Genomic DNA, 22,139 nt, shown 5'->3' with positions numbered 1-22,139 from the left:
AAGGACCGCGGTAAACGCTCTACAGCGCCCGTTGACCGATCCGTGACCGTCCGCGCCCTCGACTCGCCACAGCGCACAGGCGACGGTCCCGCCAAAGCGTCAGAGCACCCGGCATCGGCCTGCCGGCGGTGGGGTCAGCGGACACGGGGCGAACTATGAACCCGATCACCTTCAACTTCACCGGCGCGGTCCAGACCTACAACGTCACCGTCACGGGCACATACACCATCACCGCGATCGGCGCCGGCGGCGGCAGCAGTTCTGCGGGCGGCAATACCGCGGGCGGCCTGGGCGCGGAGATCGGCGGGACCTTCAACCTCACCGCGGGGCAGACTCTCAACATCATCGTCGGCGGACAGGGCGGGTCCTTGGCTACCGGCGGCGGCGGCGGGTTTAGCGAGGTCTACACCGGGACCGGCAACGCCATCACGCCGCTGCTGATCGCGGGCGGCGGCGGCGGCGGCTCCTACCAAGGCAACGGCAACACGGGTAGCCCTGGCCTGAATGCGACGGCCGGGACCGCCCTCGGCGGGGCCAACAACGGGCAGGGCGGGGCCAGCCCGAGCGGCGGCGGCGGTGCTGGTGCTTTCAGCAACGGCAACAGCAGCGATGGCATGGGAGGCCGCGATGCAGCGAACGGCGCGGCCGGTGGCGCTAGCATGAACATCAGTCCTCGCGGAGGCGCGGGCGGTTTTGGGGGCGGTGGCCAGGGCGGTGAGGGTGGCGGGGCCGGCGGCGGCGGCGGCGGCGGGTACACCGGCGGGAGTGGCGGTCAGACCAGCCCTAATGGTCTAGCCAATCCCGCCAGTGGTGGCGGCGGCGGCACGTCGTACATTAACACCGCCAACGGCGGCACCCAGACCCTGGCGGTGGGCGGGTTCCGGGGCGGCAACGGCAACGTCTTCATCACCGCCCCTGCGACGCCGGTCACTCCGACCCCTACTCCCACTCCGACGCCCGTTACTCCGACGCCGACTCCAACCCAGCCCGCGGTCTGCTACGTCACCGGCACACGCATCCGCGTCCTGCGCGGGCGCACCATCGGCGACGTGCCGGTCGAGCGTTTGCGCGTGGGCGACCTCGCCATCACCGCATCCGGCAAGCCCCGCCCCATCCGCTGGATCGGCCACCGCCTGACCCGCGGCCAGGGCCACCCGAGGCCCGAAACCGTCCACCCGGTGCGCATCCGTGCCCACGCGCTCGCCCCGAACAAGCCCGCCCGCGACCTGTGGCTCTCCCCCGGTCACGCCATCGCGATCGACGCGACCGGCACACCGGAGGCCGAGCACGGCGCGGTGCTCGCCCCGGCCGAGGCGTTCATCAACGGCGCGACCATCGTGCAAGTCCCCGTCGCCGCCGTCACCTACTGGCACGTCGAGCTGGACAGCCACGACCTGCTCATCGCCGAGGGCGTGGCAGCGGAAAGCTACCTCGACATGGGCAACCGGGCGTTCTTCGGTGACGGCCCGGTGGTCGCCCTGCACGCGACGCCCGACGCCGACCCGGCGGCCCGCACGCACGCAGCGTTTTGCCGGCCCTACCGCAACGGGGGCGCGGCGGTGGATGCCGAGCGGGCTCGGATCCATGCGCAGGCGCTGGCGGCGGCCTGGACGCTGGAGCGCGATCTGTGGGCGGGGGCGCACCTCGTGGTCGACGGGCGGCGCGTGCCGGCGGAGGTCGAGGGCGAGATCGCACGCTTCCGGCTGCCGGCGTCGGCGCGGGCCGTATGGCTGGTCTCCAGCGCGAGCGTGCCGCTGCACGTCGGCTACGCGCCGGACGCGCGCCCGCTCGGGCTGGCGGTGACGGGGCTGCGGATCGACGGCCGACTCGGCGCGGTGCGGGAGATCGCGCTGGACGATCCGCTGCTCGGCCAAGGCTTCTACGGGGTCGACGGTTCGGCCGGCGATGCGTGGCGGTGGACGGCGGGGCGTGCGCGGCTGCCGTCATTGCTGTGGTCCGGTATGGACGGCGCGGTGACGCTGACCGTGTCCGTGCGCGACATCGGCCTGCCGAGTTGGCGGGCGCCGGAGGCAACGGTCTCCCTCGCCGGCTAGGCGCCTGCTGATGGGTGAGCTTGCTACCTAATTCCGTTTTTTAATGCTCGAAGGTCTCTCAGCTTTTCGGCATGCGCGTAGGCAGTCTCATTGCCAATCGCGCAGGATCTGCGACCCTGTGGGACTGTGCCGGGCGAATCATCCGGTTCACGAAACGGCTCAGCACCGTAGAGGGCGACAACGCGATGGACACGCGTCACCCCACCATCTTTGAAGCGATCGCCGAGGGAACGCACGCGCGAGCGGTCGGCCTACCCAAGGATAGCTGCCCCTATGATGCGGACATGCCTGAGCGTCAGGCGTGGCTGGATGGCTATGACGGCTCGCCGAGCGAGGACGGGCCGGATGTGCCAATCGCTGACGCCTCAGCCTTGCCTGCAGCCTGCGATCTCTTTCAAGACGTCGTGTAACGGAGCCGCGCCCAGATGCAGAAAGCGGATTGAGGCGCCATTACGAGTTGCTGGCATCACGCAGTGGTTGTGCGTTCGAGTATGAACGACGTGCGAAGGCACACATCAGTACTTTGTGGCGGTCAGACCTTCGGATCTATACGGATCCAGCGGAGTTGTGCCGGCGCATCAGGAGTTTCCTGCCGCACCAATCCCGACAGGAGATCCATGTGACCAAGATTGCTCTCGCCACCGCGCTCGTCACGGTTCTGGCGACCCCTGCTTTTGCCCAGGTGATTGAGACCCCGACCAGCACCACCGTCATCGTCCCGCCCGGCGCGCCCGGTGTCGTCACGCGCCAGCCTGGCTCGACCGGTGATTCCCCGGCTGCGACCTACTCCCCGACCGGTCGCGCCGCTGATGGCGTCGCCACCGACTCCGCAGCCGCTGGTAACGAAGGCCAGCCCTCGCGTCTCGGCTCGACCGGCAGCGGCGGTGGGAAGTGATCTTATAGCCACAGCTTCGGAACAGGCTTTGCCTCGACGGACGCCAGTTCGTTCCTGAGACCACGGACCTACTCAACCCGCCCGGTTCACCGGCGCGGGCTTTTTCGTGCGCTGCGTTCATCGTGACGCTTCGCCTTCGCTGGAGCGAGCGCTTCCTACGGCTGCTCTGGCTTCACACCGGCCTCGTCGCTGGCCGCTCTATTGGCCGAATGGTCCTGGTACTGCTCCGTTTGCACCGCCTTGCCATCGAGGCCACGCTCGTCGTCATGCTGAGATTTGTCTCGGTTGCTCAACACCTCATTCTCACCGAGTACACCTTCCGGCAGTTCGGTCATCGCACCCGCACCAGAGCCCTTGCCCTGGGCCCCAGGGTGCATCCCGTGTTTGCCAGCGTTCGCCATTTCAGCACTCCAGTAGCCGAGGATCTGGCTTCAGCCAGCCCTGTTCTTGGACGAGGCCAACTAGTCGCTGTGGGGTCCGTTCCTGCGTCATGCCAACGCGATTATGGTAGCGTGCCGTATCCGCGACATGGTGCAGAGCTCCGGGCGGCAGATTACGAAGGCTGAATAGCTTAGCCGCCGCCACCGCCACTTCCACCCGCCCCAGGACCGCCGAGGTTGCCGTCCTTGTTCGGCGTGTTCCAATGGATGATGCCGTCATCGGGAGGTCGTAGCCCCCTGGTCGGCAGTCGAGGGTCTGCGAACTGCGGCGCTTCGATCGTCCCATCAGGACCAATCCTACGGGGCCGCCTTCGCTGCGCGACAGCTGCGGTGCTCATGCTGACCGTAAGCGCTACCAAGAGCCATCTGATCAGCGCGGCTCTCATGATCATCCCGCGGCAGTCAGAGGGCGCTTCCCGGCGGCGAGGGCTGTGCGCATAGCGGTAGGATAGCTGCTGCAGCAAGGTCGGCAAATGAGATTGGACGCTCCCCACCCCGTGGGCACAGCTGGAAGACAGATCAACCTTGGCGCCGCTGAGCACGCGTGGCATGACGCGGTCATGAACCAGAGTGAGACGAACATCTATCCCTACACGCTGGAGGTCACTCCTCCGAGAGAAGAAGGTGGTGCCTACAACTGGGCAATCCGAAAGCACGGCAAGCTCGCCCAGCGATCCGACCGCAGCTATCCGACTGAAGCAAAAGCCCAAGCCGCCGGCTTGAACACGATCGAGAAGCTGCTCAGCGGCTCAGATCGGTAACGCCTCCCCCGCCCCGTGAGCAGATCATGGCGGCGCCGAGTGGACAGAACCGCGAACGGCCGGTGGCAAAGGCGAATGGTGGGGCGCGACTCTATCAACCAGGCTTGGAAAGGAACGCCAGCAGGCAAAGGCGGTTGATCAGGCCGTGCCGACATTGCTCGGTTCATCGCAATCTGAGAGTGCCATGACCAGCCGAAGCGTTCAGTCCGCCCTTCTCGCCCTCGCCCTCGTCGCCGCCAGCGCCGGGATGGCTGCCGCCCAAAGCACCCCCAACGGCAACACCTCGACCTCTGGTGCGCCCGCTGGTGACAGCAGCACCGGTAATGGCGCCACCGGTAGCGGCGCTGCTCCCAGCGGGAAGTGATCCTTCAGCCACATCTGCGGAACGGACTTTGCGCCCGCGCATCCCAGTTCGTTCCTGAGACCACGAACTTCCTCAGCCCCGCCGGCAGCAGCCGCGCGGGGCTTTCCTTTGCCTGCAGCGCTGCTACCCTTCGGCGGCACTCTCTCCATCATCCTCGGGAACGCACAACCTTCAGCCGGCCCGGTCCGCCGGCGCGGGCTTTTTCGTGAGCTGTGCGTAGGTGCTTCCGCGACATCGAGCATGACCACGGGCGGCAGATGGCGAAGGCGAAGTAGCCTTAGCTTCGGCCGGGTTTTGGCGAAGCTGGCCCATAGCGCTCTTCCAGCTCGGCCCGACCCGCATCGGTGATCTGGTACTCGGCGCTGTCCTTCTCGGGATCCGTCCGCCCGGTGGCAGCTACGAGGCCGAGCACCTCCAAGCGACGCATGTAGGCGGTCACCGGATAGAAGCGTGCGCCAGTCTCAGAAAGCAGGCGGAGGCGGTACAGGCTGGCAGGCGGGAGCTTGTGCATCGCCAGGCAGTGTACCAATCGACGGCTGCGAGGTCAGGCCCCGCTCAGAACCTGCGCCCCCCCGGCAGCGACGACGAGAGCGAGGGCGGCGAGGGCTGTGCGCTTGGCGGTACGACAATTATTGGAAGCTCGGGTCGGGCATTTGCCGCATGTGTCTAAATGACGACTTAAATGCGCATCAGTGCTGGTCTCGAAATCTATTAAACAATTCATCTGCGCTTGCCTTTATGGCCGCCAATGAGTCGGCGTCAGTTTCAGGCGTGGATGTATTGTCATTATGCTGGGCAGTCTCATCTTCTGACTGTTCTTCAACTTTCGTGCGTTGATCATCCTCTTTCTGTTCCTCCAACCAAAACTTTCTGAAGGTACGATAAGTTTCAGGTAGCTTATTGTCTTCAAGCGTTTCATTTTTACGCAAGAGATATGGAGGTTCTATCTTTTCGTCTTTCATGAACGCATCAAGAAATGTCTTTAGCAAATGTGGTTTAGCCTCTTTGTCCCCGCTAATGGATTGTTCAAAAGCCCGAACTTCCCTTCGAAAAGTGCGCCTTTCGGTATCGATCGAAATCACAGGGTATGGACGGCCGCCAATCACACCTTTGAGTGCTTCACGCCCTTCGTATGTAAATACGAAAGTGTAATCTCCAAGGGCACATATGTCTGATAGTAGATAGGCCGCCTCAAGTGAAAGTGCGAGCCTGTCTGAACTCGCATGTTTCGCAACTCTAAATCCTGCGTCTATTTCCTTGCCCAAAAACTCAAAGCGAGATGGTTCTTTGTCACCCTCCTCTTCAATGGGCTCATGATCCTGCAAGCCTATTGGTGAAACATCTACCTCAACATGCTTCAATGCAATCGGAACTGTTATGTTTGGCGCCGGGAATGCGGCAGTCCACGCCACGCCCTTGACATCTAATTCAATATTGCTCGTCTCAAGAAAGCGCGAGTAATACTCCAGCGTTCGAATGAACGCCCAAATACATCGGCCCATATGCTGAGAGTGAACTAGCCTAATGCAGAATATGATTTCGTCGCCTACCGTCTTCCATACTTGTGGACAAAGGCCTTCGCTGGCATCTCCGCTAATGGGCGTCTTGTCAAACTCACGCTGTAGTGACTTAGGAAATTCTCGGTAGAAATGACGGGTTTCATCCACCCATCGCTGCCGCGCGGTGCGCTCTACAAGGTCTTTGCCCTTGCCTGCTTTGTATGCCGTCGACCCAACTAGGTCGACTGACAAAAACAGGCGGAGCCGATACTGCGGACAGACGGGCAATTCAGAAGCCTTCGGATCACAACGTCCTGAGTCTTATCTTCGCGGCATGTAAACTCACGCCAAATCTAGCAGACAGCTCAGAAATATTATTTCCGCATAGGTTCGCTGCTTGACGAAAAGCATCTGCAGGCATGAGAAAAGCGGCAGCAAACCAGTTCGCTTCCCACTCCGCCCGCCGTTGTATTGCGTCCGTTTCATCAACCCAGCGTGTAGCGACCATCATCTTGCCCGGATGACGCCTTCGAACGAGTGGGAAATGTAAAAAATAATGCCCTAACTCATGCGCTATTGTGAAGCGATCGCGTTCGGACGATGTCATTCCAGACATGAATATAGTAAAATTTCCGGATGGCTCAACATGTATTGAGTCAGCGCTTTCCGAGATCCCAAACAACGGGCGATACGCCAAGCGACCATCTATTTTTTTTAGTATAGGTTCGATTGGCTCGGCAGGGATATACCCGAGATGAGCCGCCACTGCCTCGGCAAAGGTATGCACCTGCGGCTTTTGCAGCATACACGGAATAGGGCTGATCGGCTCCACGGAACACCTCTCTCCCTGCCTACGCGGGCCTCACGGAGCCTGTCCAGGAGAACAGGCAGGGAACGCACCGGCTATGTAAGGCGAAATAAGCATGCGCAAGTGCTGAGGCGCACATCCTGAAGAAAACGCTGATACCTAGTTCAAGGGGCAACTGGATCGCTTTAGGTCGCCTTTAGCCATCTCGGGCTCGGTAAGGAGCATCAGCTCGCCCCCTCACGCCTTCCTCGACCGCACCCCCAGCCCCTTGCCGTTCTCCTCGATGAAGATGACGCCGGCGGCTTCGAGCGCCCTCAGCCTTCAGGCGATGGCTCGGCACCGGCCGCGCCTGGTTCGGGGGCGGGGCCGGTATCGAGCGTCCCGCTGCTGACCAGCGCGTTGGCCCAGGCGCTCGCGATGAGCCGGACCTGCTCGATCGCCTCGGCGCGTGTGAACGGCTCATCGCCTACGTCGCCACCACCATCCGACCAAGCGACGAACCCGGTACGTCGGCCGTTGGCGTCCTCGACGCAGGCGGCGTCGTCAAGGATGCAGATGCGGAGCGGGAGTGTGAGGCCGAGCGTAGGCATACGGTCCATTTAGTGCGCTTGGGGCGTGCTTCGACTATCAGCCTACCGCAGCAGGCCGCTCAGCATCGCGACCATGCCGAAGCCGAACGAGATGAGGGCCGCGACGAGCAGCGCTCGATCGACAGCGCGGGTACGGGTTTCTCCAGTTTGGTCTGGCATGTGACAACTCCCTCAAACTGGAAGTTGAGTAGCCAGCGTTTCCCGGTCGTGTCTGAAAATCAGGCATTCGTGAGTGATGCGGCAGCGCTACAGTTCTGCCGGATGCCGCCGCCTTGGGGCGTTGCTTGAAGTCTGGTGGGCCCGGCAGGACTCGAACCTGCAACCAGACCGTTATGAGCGGCCGGCTCTAACCATTGAGCTGCATGCTCCTTTTCGTTCTCCTCGATGAAGATGGTGCCGGTGGCTTCGAGGGCGGCTTTCGGCAATGCAGGCTTGCCATGCCATCAGAACCCTCCGACCTTGGCATGAAGCGTCGCCTGCAGGATGGCGAGCGCAGCACCTCCTGGATGTCGCACGGGCTCTAGTCCAGCCGGGCGCTTAGCGTGCCCCATTCCGGGCGGCTGCAATTTCGCTTCGCCTGGCTCCGGTCCGCTCCTCGTGACGACGCCCCACTCGGGTAGCGCGTGTTCAAGCGTGATCAGTGCCGCGTCCGTCCACGCCTTCGACTGCATGAAGAACGCGAACCGCACCTTGGTGTCGGGATCCTGTTTGCCGGTGGTCGCGAACCACACCTCGGCGAACAGTTGGCGCGATGGCTCGCGGGCTTTGGCGACCTTTTCAGCGAGGCTGCTTAAGCGGGTTGTGTCGAGCTTCATGACGTCAAGTCAAGTTCGCTTGCCCTGGACGTCGAGCCCTTTCAGCGGCACGCCAGTCCTGAACCGGTCGTACTTCCGGCCGATGCGATCAAGGAACGAACCATACGCCATTCTCACGAGATGCCGCTCGTGATCAGCAACGACTCGCAGGAGACGGGCGCGGAACAACTCATCGGGCTCAGGGCAGCTCATGCCCGGTTCAGTAGCGCAACAAGGCCGCTCGCGATAAGCCCGGCGCCCAGCACCTTCAGGGGAGCGTGCTCGACGCCCTCGTTTGTGAGCACATGCGTACCTGCCGTTGCCACGACCGCTACACTCACGATGGTCGCGATCCGGCTCACCCCTAGAGATCCTCGCGATGCTGCACGTAGCCCTAGCCGGTGAGCCAGTCAGACCGATCGGCTTGCGGTAAGATAGAGGCCGCGGTCCTGCACGTCGCGCAGGATCTCCTCAGCGTTACCCATCGCAGTAATGCCGAAGCTATCGACCATTCCATCGACAGCAAACTTGTCCAAGCGTTTCCACAACTTGTGGCCGCCCGGCAGGTTCGCACCGTCACGGTCTGCGGTGGCCGCCAGCCGTGAACCATCAACCTCAGCAAACGTGTAGATGTGCTTCACGGCAACTAAGCTCCGCACGTTGGGCGGCCATTTCACGCAGACCTTCGGCTTCAGGTGCTCAGTGCGCTCATCCGCTATCCTTGCACTTCGGCTGCCGCGTCTTTCATTACGCCGGCGACGAGCGTGTAGGTCTCGGTCCAGGCTTCCCGGACATCTGGGGTGAAGTCGGGCCCAAGACCCTGCTCCAGGGTCCACAGCAGGGCGGCACCGACCGGCTCGTAATGGGCGGCCTGCGTACCGTAGGCGACGTGCTTGCGCCCAAGATCCTGGAGGGCTGGAACCACGGTCTCCGGATGGCCGAGATTGGCCACTGCCAACCCTAGCATGGCCATTAGTTTCTGCTTCTGCTCGGTCATGTCCTCGTGGAACATTGGGCGTACCTGCGGGGCGATCTCGAACAGTTTGCTGTAGAACAGCTCAGCCGCCGTCCCGGCGATGGGCCGTACCTTCGCGAAACTGTCCTGCACGAGTTTCACCTGTTCAGGGGTCATCCAAGCTCCTTCGATGTACGCGCAATCAGGACCGCTTTAGCTTCAGCGCTTCCTAGGAAGCAGCTACCACGCGCGCACCAAGTGCCCGCCGGCCAGCACGATGATGGTGAGGGTCACGGCCGAGACGACGAATTTTTGCGCTCTCCCGGACACACGATAGGGGCTACGCGCTCTGGTCCGCGGCTTCAGGGCTATGATCTTCGGATCCGTCAGATGCTGGGTCAGGCTGTCGGGTAGCCTGGGCTTCGTGCGCTTCATCTAAGGTAGCTCTTGGCCTTCAGGTGCTCGGTGATGAGCTTTCCGACGTAGGAGTCGACTGGCCGATGGCCACAGTCAAGCCGAGCCAGATCGTAAGTGACCGCTTCCCCGATCATCAGTCGGGACGTTCGCTGCCCTGACTCGCTGACGCTCAGCCTCAGCCGCATGCCGCGTCTTCGCGGCGATCACCTCCTCGATCCAGGCGATGGCGGACTCGTGAGCCTGCACGACCCGCAGGTCGCCGAGCGCCTGCCCGATGTGCCAGCGGTGCCAGGAGCGGACGTCGGTCTACGCCTGCAGGTAGGCCTTCTGCTCGGCGGTCATTCGACCGAGTCACCGGCAATCGCATCCGTCAACGCCCTCGCGCAGATCTTCGCCGCCGCCAGTCCCTGCTCTGGCGAGAGCCTACGGGTCTGCGACCGCCGCTCCGGCCACGGCGAGTTTTTTTTCGTGCCCGGCCTCGGCCGCAGCGCAAAATCGCGTCGCAGCCAGCCTGCTTAGTATGCGCTTAGTGGGGGCGGTTCGTACTAAGCGCCGGAAGGGCTAAGTATTGGTGGGCGCACTAGGGTTCGAACCTAGGACCCGCTGATTAAGAGTCAGCTGCTCTACCAACTGAGCTATGCGCCCGATCGCGTCCGCGATCCGCCCCGGCGGCCACCAAGTCCGTCGGGGTGGCGGGCTGATACCAACGCGGCCGGGGACTGTCCACCCCCGGCCGCGGATTTTCTCATTCCGCCGCGGCATGCTGCGCATGCACGCGCACGGCGTGGGCCGCGAGCTTGTTCAGCGCCGAGAGATACGCCTTGGCCGAGGCCACCAGGGTGTCCGGGTCGGCGCCGCGGGCGGTGACGCTGCGCTCGCCGTCGCGCAGGCGCACCGAGACCTCGGCCTGGGCATCGGTGCCGCCGGTCACGGCGTGGACCTGATACAGCTCCAGCTCGGCCGTGTGCGGCACCAGTGCGGTGATCGCATTGAACACCGCGTCGACCGGCCCGTTGCCGTCGGCCTCCTCGATTCGCGTGCCGGTCTCGTCGGCGATGCGCAACGTCGCCCGCTGCGGGCCGCGGGTGCCGGCGATGACCGAGAGGGAGACCAGCCGGAACCGGTCGTGCGCCGTGGCGAGGTTCTCGTCGACCAGCGCCTCGATGTCCTCGTCGTAGACGTGCTTCTTGCGGTCGGCGAGCGCCTTGAACCGCTCGAACGCGTCCTGGAACTGGTTGTCGGAGAGGTGCAGGCCGAGATCGTCGAGCTTGGAGCGGAAGGCTGCCCGGCCCGAATGCTTGCCCATCACCAGGGAGGTCTTAGACAGGCCGACCGAGGCCGGGGTCATGATCTCGTAGGTCTCGGAATTCTTGAGCATCCCGTCCTGATGGATGCCGCTCTCGTGCGCGAAGGCATTGCGGCCGACGATCGCCTTGTTGAACTGCACCGGGAAGTTGGTGGCGTGGCTGACGAGCTTCGAGGCGCGGGTCAGCATCGTCGATTCGACGCCGGTCTCGTAGGGCAGCACGTCGGCGCGGGTGCGCAACGCCATGACGATCTCCTCCAGCGCGGCGTTGCCGGCCCGCTCGCCGATGCCGTTGATCGTGCACTCGACCTGGCGGGCGCCGCCCTCGATCCCGGCGAGCGAGTTGGCGATGGCGAGTCCCAGGTCGTTGTGGCAATGGACCGAGAACACCGCTTTATCGGCGTTCGGCACCCGCTCACGCACGCTGGCGAACATGTCGCGATACTCGTTGGGTGTGGCGTAGCCCACCGTGTCGGGCAGGTTGATCGTCGTGGCGCCGGCCTTGATCGCCGCCTCGACGCAGCGGCACAGGTAGTCGAGGGGGGTGCGGGTCGCGTCCATGGCCGACCATTCCACGTCCTCCACGAGGTCGCGGGCCTGGGCCACGGTCTTCAGGATGATCTCGACCACCTCGTCCTGGCTCTTGCGCATCTGGTGCGCGAGGTGGATCGGCGAGGTCGACACGAAGGTGTGGATCCGCGCGCGTTTGGCGTGGCGCACGGCCTCGCCGGCCCGGGCGATGTCGGCGGGGATCGCCCGGGCGAGGCCCGCGATGGTGGCGCGCTTGGTGCGCCGGGCGATCTCCGACACCGCCTCGAAATCACCCACGGAGGCAATCGGGAAGCCGGCCTCGATGATGTCGACGCCCATCGCGTCGAGGAGTTCGGCCACCGCGAGCTTCTCGTCGAAGGTCATGGTGGCGCCGGGGCATTGCTCGCCGTCGCGCAGCGTGGTGTCGAAGATCACGATGCGGTCGCGGGCCGGAGCGGTGCTGGTGGACGATGTCATGGCGTTACCCTGTCGCGGGCCGCCCGGCACTGGGCTCGGGGCGGCATGGTGCCCCCGGGGGGCTGAGAGTCGCGAGTGCAGACGATCCCCTGAAGGCCCAGGCGCGCGCGCCCGGACGGCCCTCAGGGGCGGGTAAGCAGAAGCGGAAGACCGGCACGACGCGCACGCGACCGCGGCGCCGTGAGGACGGCGCGGGCGGTCTCGGTCGCTGAGCCGGCTCTGGCCAAGGCTCGTCTCTCCCGGGTGAAGCGCGGACGGCGTGATGCAGCACCCGCGCGGTGGGCGGCAGAGGTAGCGCCCGCGTGGCCCAAACACAAGGGCGGCCGCGACGCGGGCGCCTTGCCAATCGCGGTGCGCCCTCGATAAAGCCGCCCGGCCCACCGAGAGAACCCGCGAGACCGTCCATGGCCAGCTACAAGCTCCTGCTCCTGCCCGGCGACGGGATCGGCCCCGAGGTCGCGGGCGGCCTGCAGGTCGTGCTGGACGCCCTCAAGGAGACCGGGCTCGCCGCGTTCGAGACCGAGACCGACCTCGTCGGCGGCTGTGCCCTCGACGCGCATGGCAGCCCGCTCTCGGACGCGACTCTGGGGCGGGCCAGGGATGCGGACGCGATCCTGCTCGGCGCGGTCGGCGGCCCGAAATGGGCCGGCGTCGCCTACGAGAACCGCCCCGAGGCCGGCCTGCTGCGCCTGCGCAAGGATCTGGAGCTGTTCGCCAACCTGCGCCCGGCGATCTGCTACCCGGCGCTCGCCGAGGCCTCCGCGCTCAAGCGCGAGCTGGTCGAGGGCCTCGACATCATGATCGTGCGCGAGCTCACCGGCGGCGTCTATTTCGGCGAACCGAAAGAGATCACCACGCTGCCGGACGGCTCCAAGCGGGCCGTGGACACGCAGGTCTACACCACGGCCGAGATCGAGCGGATCGCCCGCGTGGCGTTCGATCTGGCGGGCAAGCGCTCCGGCCGGGTCGCGTCGGCCGAGAAGCACAACGTGATGAAGTCCGGCGTGCTGTGGAAGGAGGTCGTCACCAAGGTCCATGCCGAGCACTACGCCGACATCGAACTGGAGCACGTGCTGGCCGACAACTGCGCCATGCAGCTCGTGCGACGGCCCAAGCAATTCGACGTGCTGGTGACCGACAACCTGTTCGGCGACGTCCTGTCCGACCTCGCCGCGATGCTCACGGGCTCGCTCGGCATGCTGCCCTCGGCCTCGCTGGGCGCGGTCGATGCGAGCGGCGTGCGCCGGGCGCTCTACGAGCCCTGCCACGGCTCGGCCCCGGACATCGCCGGCCAGGACAAGGCGAACCCCATCGCCATGATCGGCTCGCTGACCATGTGCCTGCGCTACTCCTTCGGCCTCGGCGAGGCCGCGGACGCCCTGGACGGCGCCATCACCGACGCCCTGGCCGGCGGTGCGCGCACGGCCGACATTGCCGGCCCGGACACGAACCCCATCGGCACGCGCGCCATGGCCTCGGTGGTGGCCGACGCCCTCCGGAGCCGCGTCCGCTAAGGGGGACGCGGGCGCGTCGCGGCACCGGGCTCGCTGCCCGACCGTCCGTGACGCATAGCGAACGGGCGCGACCTTCGCTATGACGCGCCGATCGAGGAACGGGAGCGTCATGAAGGCCGGCGACGGGACATCCGAGCGCGCGAGCGCGGATTTCGGCTTCGAGCGCGTGGCGCTCGACGAGAAGCAGGGGCGCGTCGACAGCGTTTTCCACTCGGTCGCCCGCCGCTACGACATCATGAACGACCTGATGTCGGCGGGCCTGCACCGGGCCTGGAAGGCGCAGCTCGTCTCGATGCTGCGGCCGCCGCATGGCCGGCCCTTCGCGCATCTCGACGTCGCCGGCGGGACCGGCGACGTGGCGTTCCGGGTCCTGGCCGCGGGCGGCCCGCGCACCCGGGTGACGGTGCTCGACATCAACGAATCGATGCTGCGCGTCGGCGCGGAGCGGGCGCGGGAGAAGGTCGAGGGCGCGGGCGACCGGATCGCCTTCGTCGCCGGCAATGCCGAGAGCCTGCCCCTGCCGGACGCCGCCTTCGACGCCTACACGATCGCCTTCGGCATCCGGAACGTGCCGCGGATCGAGGTCGCCCTCGCCGAGGCGCGGCGGGTGCTGAAGCCCGGGGGACGCTTCCTGTGCCTCGAATTCTCCGCCGTCGACATCCCGCTGCTGGACCGGATCTACGACGCCTACTCGTTCAACGTGATCCCGCGGATCGGCGCCCGGGTGGCGGGCGACGCGGATTCGTACCGCTACCTCGTGGAATCGATCCGGAAATTCCCGACCCGGGGCGCCTTCGCCGGGATGATCGAGCGCGCCGGCTTCCGCCACGTCACCGACCGGCCGCTCACGGGCGGGGTCGTGGCGATCCATTCGGGCTGGAAGGTCTCCTGATCTTGGCCATCAGCGCGCGCCGCTACCCCTTGTGCGTACGGGTCAGGGGTGGAGGTGGTGCAGAGGCGACCGCCGGGATCCATCCTGCACCACCACCGACTCCTCTCCACGAGGGCGATGGCCTGCGCGGGTTTCGCGCCGGTACCCATCGCCGAGCGCGACATGCCCCCCCTCCCGCGCGGGAGAGGGTTGGGGTGAGGGGCGGGACGGCTCAGGATCGCGACCACCATCGCGCCGCGTTCGGGCCGAGCCTCCTCCGGCGAGGGCGCGCCCCTCACCCTGTCCCTCTGGCGCACGGGAGGGGGGACCTGCGCGATCGCAGCCAACCCTGTGATTGCACGGCGCCGCAAACCTGCGGAGCCGGGCGCCACAGGGGGGACGCGCGGCCCGGCGCGGCGGTCACCGCTTGGGCGCCTCATCGATGATCGGCGCCGCGATCAACCTGTTCCGCGGTGCCCGGGTCGGCTTCGTGCTGGCCCGCGAGGGCGCGCTCGCCCTCGCCGACCCGTCGGACCTGCCGCCGCACCTGCGCCTCGCCCTGCGGCTCGGGCGCACCCTGGAGCGGCCGGGCCTCGATGACGGGGCCGCCCGGCTCTCGGCGGCCCTGACGCGGCTCGGCCCGTCCTACGTGAAGTTCGGCCAGTTCCTGGCGACCCGGCCCGACATCGTCGGCATGCGGGCGGCCTTCGACCTGGAGAAGCTGCAGGATCGGGTGCCGCCCTTCCCGCAGGCGACCGCCCTGAAGGTGGTCGAGACGGCCTTGGGCAAGCCGGTCCACGACCTGTTCCTGTCGTTCAGCGAGCCGATCGCGGCGGCCTCGATCGCGCAGGTCCACAAGGCCGTGGTGCAGGATGCCGACGGGACGCAGCGCGTCCTCGCCGTCAAGGTGATGCGGCCGGGGGTGCGGGAGCGCTTCATGCGCGACCTCGAAGTCATGCGCTTCATGGCCCGGGTGGTGCACGCGCTCTCCCCGCAGGCCGAGCGGCTGCGCCCGCGCGAGGTCGTGGAGATCCTGGCCCGCTCCGTCCTGATGGAGATGGATTTCCGCCTCGAGGCGGCGGCCGCCTCCGAGATCGCCGAGAACACCCGGGGCGATACCGATTTCCGCGTGCCCAAGCCCGATTGGGAATTGACCGCCCGGGAGGTGCTGTCGGCCGAATGGATCGAGGGAACCCGCCTGCACAGCGCCGCCGAACTCGCCGCCGCCGGGCACGATCCGCAGGCGATCGGGCGCATCGTGATCCAGAGCTTCTTGCGGCAGGCGATCCGCGACGGGTTCTTCCACGCGGACATGCACCAGGGGAATCTGCTGGTCGATGCCGAGGGCCGGCTGGTGGCGGTGGATTTCGGCATCATGGGCCGGCTCGGCGCGAACGAGCGCCGGTTCCTCGCCGAGATCCTGCTCGGCTTCATCCTGCGCGACTACCGCCGGGTGGCGAAGGTCCATTTCGAGGCGGGCTACGTGCCGGCCCACCATTCCGTCGAGGATTTCGCCCAGGCGATCCGGGCGATCGGCGAGCCGATCCACCAGCGCCGCGCCGACGAGATCTCGATGGCCAAGGTGCTGACCCTGCTGTTCGACATCACCGCCCTGTTCGACATGAGCACCCGGACCGAGTTGGTGATGCTCCAGAAGACCATGGTGGTGGTGGAGGGCGTCGCCCGCTCCCTCGACCCGCGCCTCGACATGTGGACCACCGCCGAGCCGGTGGTGCGGGCCTGGATCGCCCGCAACATGGGCCCTGTGGGCCGCGCCCAGAGCGGTCTCGAGGCCCTGCGGGTGGTCTCCGACGTCGTCGGCGATATCCCCGACCTCGCGACCCGGCTCAAGCGCGTGCTGGTCCGCCTCGACGAGGCCGGCACGGGCGATGCGCGCCGGCTGGAGCGGTTCGCCCGGGATGAGCGTCTCCGGGCGATCTGGTCCACCGTGGCGCTGTGGGGCATCGCCATCGGCGCGCTGGTCCTGGCGTTCCGGGGCCTCTGAGCCCCCGTCTGCCGGTCAGGCGGCGTCGGCCTGCGCCGGCATCAGGGCGCGGAGTTCGCGGGCGAGTTCCGCGAGCCCGGTCTTGCCCTTGGCGAGCACCCGATCGGCCTGTCCAGCGAGGCGCCGCCGGTCCTCCGCGGTGATGTCCTTGGCGGTGAGCACCACCACCGGCACGTCGCGCCACTCCGCCCGCTCCCGGAGGGTGCGCAGGAAGGTGAAGCCGTCCATCTCCGGCATCATCAGGTCGAGGAGGATCAGGGCGGGCCGCTCCTGCGCCATCGCGTCCAGCGCGCGGACGCCGTTCTCGGCCTCGCGCACGGGGAAACCCTCGCGCCGGAGATAGGTGCAGAGATGCTCGCGCACATCCGGCTCGTCCTCGACCACCAGGATCGGTCCCGCGCCGCCCGCGGGCCGGAACCGTTCGACGATCTGGCGCAGGCTGCCCCAGTCGATCGGCTTCTGCAGGTAGTCCGTCGCGCCCAGCGAGAAGGCGAGGTTCTGCTCGTCCAGCACCGTCACCATCACGATCGGGGTCGCCCCGATCTCCGGCTCGGCCCGCAGGTTCCGCAGCACCGCCCAGCCATCCATCTGCGGCATGGTCACGTCGAGGAGAACCGCCCGGGGGCGCAGGCTCCGGGCGAGTTCGAGCCCCCGCCGCCCGTCCTCGGCGACCGCCACCGAGAAGCCCTCCCGCTCCAGGAAGCGGGCGAGCAGGTCGCGGGTGGCGGCATCGTCGTCGACCACCAGGATGGTGTTGCGGTCGCCGACCACGGCGCCGGCTTCGTCCGGGTCCGGCATCCCGGGTTCCTGGAACCGCAGCGGCAGCGTCAGCGTGAAGGTGGTGCCCTCCCCCTGGCGGCTCTCCACGGTGATCGCGCCCCCGAGCATCCCGGCGAAGGCCCGGGTGATCGCGAGGCCGAGGCCGGTTCCGCCGAAGCGGCGGGTCGTCGAGGCGTCGGCCTGGGCGAAGCGCTCGAACAGCTTGCCCACCTGCTCGGCATTCATGCCGATGCCGGTGTCAGAGACGGCGAAGCGCAGCATGTCCCCGGCGCGGGCGACCGCCAGGGTGATCCGGCCGTTCTCGGTGAACTTCGCGGCGTTGCTCAAGAGGTTGATCAGGCACTGGCGCAGCTTCGTGACGTCGGTATGGGCGCTGCCCAGATCCTCCGCCAGGTCGAGCACCAGGGCGTTGCCCTTCTTGCCGATCAGCCCCTCGACGCTGTCGGCGACCTCGCGCACCACCGCGGCCACGGCGAAATCCTCCGCGAAGATCTCGATCCGGTCGGCCTCGATCTTCGAGATGTCGAGCACGTCGTTGATCAGGCCGAGCAGGTGCCGGGCATTGGACTCGATCTTCTTCATGTCCCCGATGAGCCCGGCCTCGCCCAGATCCTCCAGCTCCTCCTGGACCATCTCGGAATAGCCGATCACCGCCGAGAGCGGCGTGCGCAATTCGTGGCTCATGTTGGCCAGGAACTGGCTCTTGGCGGTGTTGGCCGCCTCGGCGGCCGCGCGGGCGGCCTCGATCGCCGCCTCGGCCTGCTTGCGCTCCGTGATGTCGGTGTGGGTGCCGACCCATTCGCGCAGGGTCCCGTCCGGTTCGAGGATCGGGACGGCGCGCACGCTCATGTGCCGGTAGGCCCCGGACGCGTCGCGGATGCGGTGTTCGGTGCTGTAGGATTGCCGCGTCGCCACCGCCCGCGCCCAGGCGGTCTGGGTGCGCGCGCGATCCTCGGGGTGGACGACGTCGAGGAAGCCCAGGCCGGCATAGGCGATCTCGTCCTGCCCGGTGAAGCGGCTCCAGGCGACCTGCCGGCGCTGCAGGCTCCCCTCCGGATTGGCCGTCCAGACGATCGCCGCGCTGGCCTCGATCAGCGAGCGGAATCGTTCCTCGCTCCGGCGCAGCCGGGCCTCCGCCAGGTGGCGGATGGTGTCGTCGACCACCACGAGGCCGACGCCCTCGACATCCTGTCCCGCCTCGCCCGTGACGGCGTCCGCGCCGCGGAGCGGGTAGAAGCTCATCGAGAACTGGCGCAGGCCCCCCGGCGCCGAGGGCGCCGGCACCGCGACCGGGACGTCGGGCGAGACGAGGCCCTCGCCGAGCGCCGCGGCGAGCTTGGGCGCCAACTCCTCGCGCAGGGTCGGCAGCATCGCCCAGATCGGGGCGCCGAGATCGGCCCCGAAGCCCCGCTCGCTCATGGTGGCAAGCGCCCGGTTCATGTGGCGGATCTGCAAGTTGCGGTCGAGGAAACCGAGGCCGACCGGCGCGTTCGCCAGGACCCCGTCGAGGAGCCGCGACATGCGCAGGGATTCCTGCCGCCGGACCAGGGCGAGCCGCGCGAGCAGCACGATGGCGCCCAGCGCCGCGGCGCCGGAGAGCAGGAACAGGACCAGCCCGCGCCGGTGCGCGCGGACCTGCAGGGCGGCGAGGTTTTCGGCGGCGACCTCCTGGCGCGCGGCGGCCTCGATGCGGATCGCGTCCATGAGGCGCTTGCCCTCGCCCGTCCGGACGAGGTCGGTCGCCGCGTCGAAGCCCTGGTCACGGCGCGCCGCGATCACCCGGGTGGCGAAGTCCCGCTTCTGCGCGACCAGACCCGCGAGCGCCCTTCCGCCGGGGCGGACCGGCTCCTGCGCCACCGAGCCGAGGCTCGCCAGTTCCGATTCGATCTTCGGCAGGGCGAGCGTGTAGGGCGTGAGATACGCCTCGCTGCCGACCAGCACGAAGCCCCGTTCCCCGGTCTCGAGATCCTTCACCTCGGAGATCAGGCGCTCGACCTCGCCGATGATGGCGCTGGCCCGCGCGGTCGCGGCCCTGTCGGCCTCGCCGGCGAGGTAATTCGCCGTGCCGGCCGCCAGGGCGACGACGAGCAGGATGAAGGCGGTGGGCGAGCTCAGGAGCGGACCCAGGGGCCCCGCGCCGCGCCAGTTCCGCCGGCGCAGGCGGAAGATCGAACCGACGCCGGTACGGGCGCTCATGTCTCGACCAGCCCGGTGCTGGCACCCGACGCCTCCGAATCCGATCGGCCTTGCGGCAGGGCGAGATAGTCCCGGGAGCGCATCTCGATCAGGCGGGAGACGGTCCGGTCGAACTCGAAGGCCTCCCGGCCGGTCCCGGCAGCGTAGAGATCCTGCGCGTCGGCGGCGGCAGACGCCACCAGCTTCACGTGCCGGTCGTAGAGCGTGTCGATCAGCGTGATGAAGCGCTTGGCCTCGTTGCGCTCGGCCTCCTGCATCACGGGGATGCCGTCGAGGATCACCGTGTGATAGGCGCGGGCCAGCGCCATGTAGTCGGAGGCGCCGAGGGGTTTCCGGCAGAGATCGTCGAAAGCGAACCGCGCGACCCCGCCCGCCGCCTCAGGAATCGCGACCTGCCGCCCCTGGACCGTCAGGGCCGCCGGCCGGCCCTTCGCCTGTCCGGTCAGCCCCTTGAAGGCGGCGTCGAGGGCGGCGCGGGCGGCCGCGTCGGCCGGGACATGGTACACGGCCGCGCCGCCGAGCTTCTCCAGGCGGAAATCGGTGCGCGCGTCGAGGCGCATCACCTCCACCCGCTCCTTCAGCGTCTCGATGAACGGCAGGAACAGCGCCCGGTTGAGTCCCCCCTCGTAGAGCCGGTCCGGCTCGACGTTCGAGGTCGCCACCACGGTGACGCCGCGCCGGAACAGGTGGCCGAACAGGCGGCCGAGGATCATGGCGTCGGCGATGTCGGTCACGGTGAACTCGTCGAAGCACAGCAGCGTCGCCTCGTCGGCGAGCTGGTCGGCCACGGGTCCGATCGGGTCGTCGCCCTTCACGGTGCCGGCCTTCAGCGCCTGGCGATAGGCGTAGATGCGCGCGTGGGCGTCCGCCAGGAAGCCGTGGAAGTGGACCCGCCGCTTCGGCTCCGGCGCGGCCTCGTGGAACAGGTCCATCAGCATCGTCTTGCCGCGTCCGACCGAGCCCCAGATGTAGAGCCCCTTCGGCGTCTCGGGCTCGTCCCGGCGCCGGAACAGCCAGCCCAGCGCGCTGGTCTTGCTCGCGCGCCTGCGGCGCTGCAGATCCTGGCTCAGCCGGTCGAGGGCGCGGACCAGCCGCGCCTGGGCCGGGTCCCGCTCGATCGTGCCGGTGGCGACGAGGGCCTCGTAGCGGTCATGCACGGGCCCGGGCGAGACGGCGCCGGCCCGCGCCTCCGGCGACGGAGAATGTTGCATGCCGGGTCTGTCGTTCACGCCGCCGGTTCCTCGCCCCTCGCCGCGGCGCCCGACCGGCACCTCCCGCCCCGCCGCCGTGCCGGGCCTTCCCCTGTGCCGGGGAAGACCGGCCTGAATCAAGCCCGTGCGCAGGGCCGGCGGATCGGATGGCGCATCCGGCCGGCGCATGGCAGCCACGCGGACGCGGCGCCCGGGTATTCTGCTGCATTGCACAACGCCGGGCGAGGTGCGAGATCAAGGCCGTGTTCTAGGGAGGGACGTCCGGATCAACCTGCGCGGCAACGCGCGAAGACCGGAGACCCATCATGGCCGTTCGAGCGAGCGACGTGTCGGTCCACAGCATCCGGCGCCTGTGGCCCGCCGACCGCAACGCGGTCCTCGCCTATTTCCTGCGCCTGGATCCCAAGACCCGGGCAAGCCGCTTCATGGGCAGTGTCGGCGAGGCCGGCGTGCGGGCCTATGCCGCGCAGGCGATCCGCGCCGAGGGCGCGATGTACGGCGCCTTCGTGGACGGCGTCCTGCGCGGGCTCGGCGAGCTCCGGCCGATGGGGCCGACCCGATCGCGTCTCGTGCTGGGCCCCCAGGCGGAGGCGGCCTTCGCGGTCGAGCCGGCCTTCCGCCGCCGGGGCATCGGCGCGGACCTGTTTGCGCGGATCGCCCGCGCCGCGCGTCACCGCGGCGTGACCGACCTGCACGTGCGCTGCCTGTCCGGGAACGGGCCGATGCTGCGGCTGGCCGCCAAGCACGGGGCGGCGCTCCAGCGCGCGGGCGGCGAGATCGACGGCGCCCTCCAGCTCGAACGGCCGACGCCGGTCTCGCTCTGGTACGAGGGCATCGCGGAGGCGTTCGACTTCAGCCTGGCGGTGAGTTTTCCGGACCGGGACCGCGCCTCGGCCTGAGGCAGCCGCTCACCCGGCCGCGCCGTCGACCAGGGCGAAGGTCAGCAGATCGACGGCGGCGGCCCCGCCGCGCAGGAGCGCCCGGGCGGCGGCGTTGCCCGTGGCCCCCGTGGTGGTGACGTCGTCGACGAGGAGGACCCGGCGCCCGCGGATCCGATGCGCCTCGGAGGGCGGCACCCGGAACGCGCCGCTCAGGTTCTCGGCCCGGGCGGCGCGGCTCAGCCCGACCTGCGGGCGCGTCGCGCGAACGCGGGCCAGAGCGGTCGGCGCGAAGGTGAGCGTCGTCCCCGCGGTGATCGCCCGACCCAGGAGCGCCGCCTGGTTGAAGCGGCGGCGCCACAGGCGTCCCCGGTGCAGCGGGACCGGCACGAGGCACTCCGCCTCGGCGATCAGCGTCCGGCCGGTCGCGGCCATCATCCGCGCCATCACGCCCGCGAGGTCGAGGCGATCCTCGTATTTCAGGCGGTGGACGAGACGACGGGCGACGGCGTCATAGAGGGCGACGGCGCGACCCCGTTCGAAGACCGGCGGATCGGCGATGGCCCTGGGGGATAGCAGCGGCCCGACGCCGAGATCCACCGCGAACGGCGTTCCGTATCGCTGGCAGACCAGCTCCTCGATCAGGCGCAGGCCCGACCAGCAGGCGGGGCATAGGGCGCCCGGATCGGCCGTGGCGGCGCCGCAGGCCACGCAGGTCGGCGGGTAGATCAGCGCGAGCGCCCCGCGCGGCAGGCCGCGCAGGGCCGAAGCGACGGCCTGGAGCGCCGTCACG

22 protein-coding genes and 1 tRNA gene are annotated in these 22,139 nt (G+C 67.9%); 9 read left to right on the top strand and 14 right to left on the bottom strand.

Features of this window, described 5'->3' with window-relative positions; all coding sequences use genetic code 11:
- Positions 1–155: 155 nt before the first annotated feature.
- The 3 genes from AC3IF1_RS12880 (at position 156) to AC3IF1_RS12870 (ending at position 2,949) form a co-directional block, all read left to right on the top strand.
- Positions 156–2,054 carry a Hint domain-containing protein gene (locus AC3IF1_RS12880; protein WP_489217835.1) on the top strand — a complete coding sequence of 633 codons (1,899 nt, stop codon included), beginning with the start codon at positions 156–158 and terminating at the stop codon, positions 2,052–2,054.
- 185 nt (positions 2,055–2,239) lie between these two features.
- A complete protein-coding gene (locus AC3IF1_RS12875; RefSeq protein ID WP_489217833.1) occupies positions 2,240–2,464 on the top strand; it encodes a ribosome modulation factor in 225 nt (74 codons plus the stop codon).
- Positions 2,465–2,673: 209 nt separating this feature from the next.
- Positions 2,674–2,949 (top strand): hypothetical protein, encoded by a 276-nt coding sequence (locus AC3IF1_RS12870; RefSeq protein WP_489217832.1) that lies wholly within the window; start codon positions 2,674–2,676, stop codon positions 2,947–2,949.
- A 155-nt stretch (positions 2,950–3,104) separates the two neighbouring features.
- Here the strand turns inward: AC3IF1_RS12870 and AC3IF1_RS12865 are convergent, their stop codons facing one another.
- Positions 3,105–3,350: a hypothetical protein gene (locus AC3IF1_RS12865; protein ID WP_489217831.1), complete on the bottom strand. Its 246-nt coding sequence runs from the start codon at positions 3,348–3,350 to the stop codon at positions 3,105–3,107.
- A 599-nt stretch (positions 3,351–3,949) separates the two neighbouring features.
- On the opposite strand from AC3IF1_RS12865, the gene AC3IF1_RS12860 reads away from it, so the two are divergent.
- On the top strand, positions 3,950–4,150 hold the full coding sequence (locus AC3IF1_RS12860; RefSeq protein ID WP_489217830.1) for a hypothetical protein: 201 nt from the start codon (positions 3,950–3,952) through the stop codon (positions 4,148–4,150).
- Positions 4,151–4,791: 641 nt separating this feature from the next.
- Here AC3IF1_RS12860 and AC3IF1_RS12855 read toward each other — a convergent pair.
- From AC3IF1_RS12855 to AC3IF1_RS12820, 8 genes are all read right to left on the bottom strand, one after another.
- On the bottom strand, positions 4,792–4,941 hold the full coding sequence (locus AC3IF1_RS12855; RefSeq protein ID WP_489217829.1) for a hypothetical protein: 150 nt from the start codon (positions 4,939–4,941) through the stop codon (positions 4,792–4,794).
- Between the two features lie 262 nt (positions 4,942–5,203).
- Entirely contained in the window at positions 5,204–6,181 is a 978-nt protein-coding gene (locus AC3IF1_RS12850) for a hypothetical protein (protein ID WP_489217828.1), read from the bottom strand.
- Between the two features lie 136 nt (positions 6,182–6,317).
- A complete protein-coding gene (locus tag AC3IF1_RS12845; protein WP_489217827.1) occupies positions 6,318–6,845 on the bottom strand; it encodes an ImmA/IrrE family metallo-endopeptidase in 528 nt (175 codons plus the stop codon).
- A gap of 290 nt (positions 6,846–7,135) precedes the next feature.
- Positions 7,136–7,420 (bottom strand): hypothetical protein, encoded by a 285-nt coding sequence (locus AC3IF1_RS12840; protein ID WP_489217826.1) that lies wholly within the window; start codon positions 7,418–7,420, stop codon positions 7,136–7,138.
- 434 nt (positions 7,421–7,854) lie between these two features.
- Positions 7,855–8,226, bottom strand: a complete 372-nt coding sequence (locus tag AC3IF1_RS12835; protein ID WP_489217825.1) for a hypothetical protein — start codon at positions 8,224–8,226, stop codon at positions 7,855–7,857.
- Positions 8,227–8,615: 389 nt separating this feature from the next.
- Entirely contained in the window at positions 8,616–8,846 is a 231-nt protein-coding gene (locus tag AC3IF1_RS12830) for a hypothetical protein (RefSeq protein ID WP_489217824.1), read from the bottom strand.
- A 74-nt stretch (positions 8,847–8,920) separates the two neighbouring features.
- Entirely contained in the window at positions 8,921–9,337 is a 417-nt protein-coding gene (locus AC3IF1_RS12825) for a globin family protein (protein ID WP_489217822.1), read from the bottom strand.
- A gap of 63 nt (positions 9,338–9,400) precedes the next feature.
- Positions 9,401–9,595: a hypothetical protein gene (locus AC3IF1_RS12820; RefSeq protein WP_489217821.1), complete on the bottom strand. Its 195-nt coding sequence runs from the start codon at positions 9,593–9,595 to the stop codon at positions 9,401–9,403.
- A 96-nt stretch (positions 9,596–9,691) separates the two neighbouring features.
- Between AC3IF1_RS12820 and AC3IF1_RS12815 the strand changes: the two genes are divergently transcribed.
- A complete protein-coding gene (locus tag AC3IF1_RS12815) occupies positions 9,692–10,096 on the top strand; it encodes a hypothetical protein (RefSeq protein ID WP_489217820.1) in 405 nt (134 codons plus the stop codon).
- Positions 10,097–10,146: 50 nt separating this feature from the next.
- Here AC3IF1_RS12815 and AC3IF1_RS12810 read toward each other — a convergent pair.
- Together AC3IF1_RS12810 and AC3IF1_RS12805 are read right to left on the bottom strand one after the other, a co-directional pair.
- Positions 10,147–10,222, bottom strand: a tRNA-Lys gene (locus tag AC3IF1_RS12810).
- 100 nt (positions 10,223–10,322) lie between these two features.
- On the bottom strand, positions 10,323–11,891 hold the full coding sequence (locus AC3IF1_RS12805; RefSeq protein ID WP_243967620.1) for a 2-isopropylmalate synthase: 1,569 nt from the start codon (positions 11,889–11,891) through the stop codon (positions 10,323–10,325).
- Positions 11,892–12,295: 404 nt separating this feature from the next.
- Between AC3IF1_RS12805 and leuB the strand changes: the two genes are divergently transcribed.
- From leuB to ubiB, 3 genes are all read left to right on the top strand, one after another.
- Positions 12,296–13,405, top strand: a complete 1,110-nt coding sequence (gene leuB / locus AC3IF1_RS12800) for a 3-isopropylmalate dehydrogenase (protein ID WP_243967621.1) — start codon at positions 12,296–12,298, stop codon at positions 13,403–13,405.
- Between the two features lie 109 nt (positions 13,406–13,514).
- A complete protein-coding gene (gene ubiE, locus AC3IF1_RS12795) occupies positions 13,515–14,297 on the top strand; it encodes a bifunctional demethylmenaquinone methyltransferase/2-methoxy-6-polyprenyl-1,4-benzoquinol methylase UbiE (RefSeq protein WP_243967622.1) in 783 nt (260 codons plus the stop codon).
- Between the two features lie 421 nt (positions 14,298–14,718).
- Positions 14,719–16,281, top strand: coding sequence for a 2-polyprenylphenol 6-hydroxylase (ubiB, locus tag AC3IF1_RS12790; RefSeq protein WP_489217819.1), 1,563 nt, complete (start codon positions 14,719–14,721; stop codon positions 16,279–16,281).
- Positions 16,282–16,296: 15 nt separating this feature from the next.
- On the opposite strand, the gene AC3IF1_RS12785 is transcribed toward ubiB, so the two are convergent.
- Both AC3IF1_RS12785 and zapE read right to left on the bottom strand, forming a co-directional pair.
- On the bottom strand, positions 16,297–19,257 hold the full coding sequence (locus AC3IF1_RS12785; RefSeq protein WP_489217817.1) for a response regulator: 2,961 nt from the start codon (positions 19,255–19,257) through the stop codon (positions 16,297–16,299).
- Positions 19,254–20,468: a cell division protein ZapE gene (gene zapE / locus AC3IF1_RS12780; RefSeq protein WP_489217816.1), complete on the bottom strand. Its 1,215-nt coding sequence runs from the start codon at positions 20,466–20,468 to the stop codon at positions 19,254–19,256. Before zapE ends, AC3IF1_RS12785 begins: the two co-directional genes overlap by 4 nt.
- A 305-nt stretch (positions 20,469–20,773) precedes the next feature.
- Here zapE and AC3IF1_RS12775 point away from each other — a divergent pair, with 305 nt between their 5' ends.
- Positions 20,774–21,367: a GNAT family N-acetyltransferase gene (locus AC3IF1_RS12775; protein WP_489217814.1), complete on the top strand. Its 594-nt coding sequence runs from the start codon at positions 20,774–20,776 to the stop codon at positions 21,365–21,367.
- A gap of 9 nt (positions 21,368–21,376) precedes the next feature.
- On the opposite strand, the gene AC3IF1_RS12770 is transcribed toward AC3IF1_RS12775, so the two are convergent.
- Positions 21,377–22,138 (bottom strand): ComF family protein, encoded by a 762-nt coding sequence (locus AC3IF1_RS12770; protein ID WP_489217813.1) that lies wholly within the window; start codon positions 22,136–22,138, stop codon positions 21,377–21,379.
- Position 22,139 lies beyond the last annotated feature (1 nt).

Source organism: Methylobacterium sp. E-012 (assembly GCF_057836545.1).
This window is presented reverse-complemented; position numbering and strand designations above follow the sequence as displayed.